At 70.8% G+C, this 3,058-nt stretch carries 5 protein-coding genes; 3 read left to right on the forward strand and 2 right to left on the reverse strand.

What is annotated here, in order from left to right; all coding sequences use genetic code 11:
* On the reverse strand, positions 1-477 hold a 477-nt coding region (locus CQZ88_RS31290; RefSeq protein ID WP_258008653.1), incomplete at its 3' end, for an ATP-binding protein.
* Between the two features lie 178 nt (positions 478-655).
* On the opposite strand from CQZ88_RS31290, the gene CQZ88_RS17945 reads away from it, so the two are divergent.
* The 3 genes from CQZ88_RS17945 to CQZ88_RS17955 all read left to right on the forward strand — a co-directional run bounded on the left by CQZ88_RS17945 (position 656) and on the right by CQZ88_RS17955 (position 2,546).
* Positions 656-880, forward strand: a complete 225-nt coding sequence (locus CQZ88_RS17945; RefSeq protein ID WP_146034328.1) for a hypothetical protein — start codon at positions 656-658, stop codon at positions 878-880.
* Positions 881-1,085: 205 nt separating this feature from the next.
* A complete protein-coding gene (locus CQZ88_RS17950; RefSeq protein ID WP_083662398.1) occupies positions 1,086-2,063 on the forward strand; it encodes an LLM class F420-dependent oxidoreductase in 978 nt (325 codons plus the stop codon).
* A 147-nt stretch (positions 2,064-2,210) separates the two neighbouring features.
* Positions 2,211-2,546 (forward strand): hypothetical protein, encoded by a 336-nt coding sequence (locus CQZ88_RS17955; protein WP_029541385.1) that lies wholly within the window; start codon positions 2,211-2,213, stop codon positions 2,544-2,546.
* A 17-nt stretch (positions 2,547-2,563) separates the two neighbouring features.
* Here CQZ88_RS17955 and CQZ88_RS17960 read toward each other — a convergent pair whose 3' ends face one another.
* The gene (locus CQZ88_RS17960; protein ID WP_006932002.1) at positions 2,564-2,821 is read right to left on the reverse strand and encodes a hypothetical protein; all 258 of its coding nucleotides are present in this window, start codon (positions 2,819-2,821) and stop codon (positions 2,564-2,566) included.
* Positions 2,822-3,058 lie beyond the last annotated feature (237 nt).

The raw sequence follows: 3,058 nt of genomic DNA on the forward strand, positions 1-3,058 counted from the left end.
CAGGGTCGGCCGGTCCAGCCACTGCGCATCGTCGATCACCACCAGCAGTGCCGCGCTGCGTGCGGCCGCTGTCAAAATCCGGAAGAATCCGGCGTAGATCGCGAATCGGTCCTCCGGCCCGGGAATTTCGCGCGCGGTGGAGCCGCACAACGGGCGCACCCTGGGCAGCGACGCAATGGGCCCCGGCACCGGCGCCAGCAGGCGTTCGAGCGCCGCGAAGGGGATCGGGGCCTCGGCTTCCGCACCCGTCACCGACAGCACCCCGAGCCCGGAGGCATGCTCGCGGGCGTAGTCGAGGAGGGCGGTCTTGCCGATTCCCGCTTCCCCGCTCAGCACCACTGCTCCACCCGCTCCCTGCCGGAGTGCGGCAAGCAGCCGATCGATGCGTGCGCATTCCGGTCCCCGCCCGAACAGCACAGCTTCACCGTAGCCCCCGGGCGGGGGCCGGCGCCCTCTTCTCAACCGAAATGGAAGCATCGGGGCCGGCCTCGACCGAAACGAGACCCGTCGGTACGTGGCCATGCCCGAGTCGTCGCGATGCAGGGTTTTCCCCGTCGCCCGGCGTCGGGTTCGTCGGCGATGCTGATATACAGCCGATCCATTTCCGTGCCGTGGGCGCGTACCGGTCGCGGCACGCGACGCGAGGAGAAACACCATGAGCAGGACTACGTTTCGCGCGGCGGTAGCGGCGACCGCCATGGCCCCCATGATCGCCCTCGGCACCGGTGCCGCGACAGCGGCCCCCGCAGTCCCCACCGCGCCTGCCCCGATCGCGGAATCCGTCCAGCCGGCGGTCCTCGGCCCGTTCGGTGTCGTGTGCGTTCCGTTGCTCTTCGTTCCGGTCGTCGGAGTGCCGCTGTTCGTGGTCTGCCTCGTCTGACACCGGGTCGACCCCTCGTTGCGGCGAGCCGGCCCGGCCGGCCCGCCGCAACGAGACACCCGTACCTGCCGAGATGCGCAGCCGGCATCTCGGCGGCCCCTCCCTGCCGTGACGGTCGTGTACCGAGGCGACCGGTGGGTATCCCGAAGGACGGATCGCCGGCATCGGCGGGGTGCCCGGCGCGGACCACGGGAGGAAACGAACAGTGACCGACTTCGGCTACACCATGCTCTGCGAGCAGTCCCGGCCGGACCACCTCGTCCGCGACGTGCAGATGGCGGAGAAGGCCGGCTTCGACTTCTCGGTGATCAGTGACCACTACAACCCGTGGCTGGAGGAACAGGGGCATTCCGGCTACGCGTGGTCCATCCTTGGTGCCGCTGCCCAGGCCACCGAGCAGATCCCGCTCATGACCTACGTGACCTGCCCGATCCTGCGGTACCACCCGGCGGTGGTGGCGCAGAAGGCGGCGACGATGCAGATCCTGTCCGGGGGCCGGTTCCGCCTCGGCCTGGGCGCGGGCGAGAACCTCAACGAACACGTCGTCGGCAAGGGCTGGCCCGCGGTGGGCACCCGTCACGAGATGCTCGCCGAGGCCGTGGAGATCATTTCGGCGCTGTTCGACGGCGGCAACGTGAACTTCCGCGGCGACTACTTCGACGTCGAGTCCGCGCACCTGTACGACCTGCCCGAGACCCGGGTGCCGATCGGCATCGCCGTGTCCGGTTCGCAGTCGTGCGCCCTCGCCGGGGAGAAGGCCGACCTGATGGTGGCGACCGAACCCGAGCCGGAGCTGACCCGGATGTTCGACGAGGCCGGGGGAGCGGGCAAACCGCGAGTCGGGCAGATCGCCGTCTCCTACGACACCGACCGCGACGCGGCGGTGCAGCGGGCGCATGAGCAGTTCCGGTGGTTCGGCCTCGGCTGGAAGGTCAACCCGGACCTGCCCGCGCCGTCCTCGTTCGCGGCGGCCACCCGGTTCGTGACGCCCGAGCAGGTCGGGGCGCAACTTCCGTGCGGCGACGACATCGACGAGTACGTGGACAAGATCCGGCCGTTCGTCGACGCGGGATTCACGGAGGTCGCCCTCGTCCAGATCGGAGGTGACCGGCAGGGGCCGTTCATCCGGTGGGCCGAACAGGAACTGCTGCCGGCGCTGCGCAGCCTGTTGCCGGGCTCATGAAGCGCAGCCTGTTGCCGGGCTCGTGAAACGCCGCGCGCTCGCGGCGCGATGGTCTCGGTAGTAGTCAGTTTCGCTGACGCCGCAGATCTCGGACCCGCATGCTCCCGCGAGCGCACCCGACGGTCGCCGGCGTCGAAGGGTGCCGAGATGAACGTCGAACCGCGGATGGCCGGGTTGCGCCAATGGCGCACCGATCGCCTCGAGGATCTCGTGGCCCAGCTCGAACGCACGACCGATCCCGCGCTGCCCTGCTTCGCCCGCGACGTCGCGCGCACCGAGCTGGCGCTGCGCCGGGAGGGCGGAACGGTGGACTGGGTGTGCCGTGTCAGGGCACAGCCGAGGTCCGACGGTCGTTCCGTGCTGCTGACCCTGGCGTTGCCCACGACGCTGTCGGAGCCGGAGGTGCGCGACGCGGCTCTGGTCCGCGCCCGCGAACTGTTCGGGTCCGACGTCGTCGTCGACAGCGTGCAGTTCGGCGACTGAGGGGTTCGCCGAGCCGGTCAGGGTCCGAGCCGGACGGCCGAGACCAGGCCGGACACCGTGGCGACGGTACCGACCGCCACGAAGCCGGTCACCATGGTGGCGACGGCCCCCGCGGAGACGACCGTGCCGAGGACGGTGCCCACGCGGGGACGCAGGCCGGAGGCCGGACGGATCGGGGCCGGCTCCTCGAGGCGTATCGAGTGGGGCGCCGCCGGAATCGTCGCGGCCGGCAGAGCGAAGAGGGGGTCGGGTCGGTGGGCGATGTTCTCGGACATATCAGTGTTTCCCCGTCCGTCGTTGACACCTTGTGCCTCCAGTGTCGCGGCGGCGGGTCTCCGGCAGATGGCCGCATTTTGAACTCTGGGTTTCGTGGAGTCGGCGTCGTCGGTCCCGGTTCCGGGGCACCGCGGGCGAGGCAGCGGCGTGGCAGTACGGTGATCCGCCCGAGTGTGCCGGCCCGCACGCGCCCGGATGCCGGTCACCGCCCCCTGCGCGGTGACCGGCCCCGCCGG

The sequence above is a fragment of the Rhodococcus sp. ENV425 genome (assembly GCF_002887785.1).
In the GTDB taxonomy this organism is placed as follows: domain Bacteria; phylum Actinomycetota; class Actinomycetes; order Mycobacteriales; family Mycobacteriaceae; genus Rhodococcus; species Rhodococcus aetherivorans.